1 protein-coding gene is annotated in these 394 nt (G+C 52.3%); it reads left to right on the forward strand.

Annotation, left to right across the window (positions count from 1 at the left end):
• The coding region (locus IEQ44_RS15610) for a sulfatase-like hydrolase/transferase (protein WP_193639398.1) at window positions 1–394 on the forward strand (394 nt) is incomplete at both ends.

Raw genomic sequence — 394 nt, forward strand, 5'->3', positions numbered from 1 at the left:
GGCGTTCGCGTACCGACTTTCGTTTACTGGAAAGGGATGATCCAACCGCGTAAATCTGACGGTATTGTCGATCTGGCAGATCTCTTCCCTACCGCGCTGGATCTGGCAGGGCATCCTGGAGCGAAAGTGGCGAATTTAGTGCCGAAAACCACCTTTATCGATGGTGTGGACCAGACATCCTTCTTCCTGGGAACAAATGGTCAGTCTAACCGTAAGGCCGAGCACTACTTCCTCAACGGTAAACTCGCTGCTGTGCGTATGGATGAGTTCAAGTATCACGTCCTGATTCAGCAACCTTACGCTTATACCCAGAGCGGATATCAGGGTGGATTCACCGGCACAGTAATGCAAACGGCGGGATCGTCGGTGTTTAACCTCTACACCGATCCGCAGG

It is taken from the genome of Nocardioides malaquae (genome assembly GCF_015070385.1).
GTDB lineage: Bacteria > Actinomycetota > Actinomycetes > Propionibacteriales > Nocardioidaceae > Nocardioides > Nocardioides malaquae.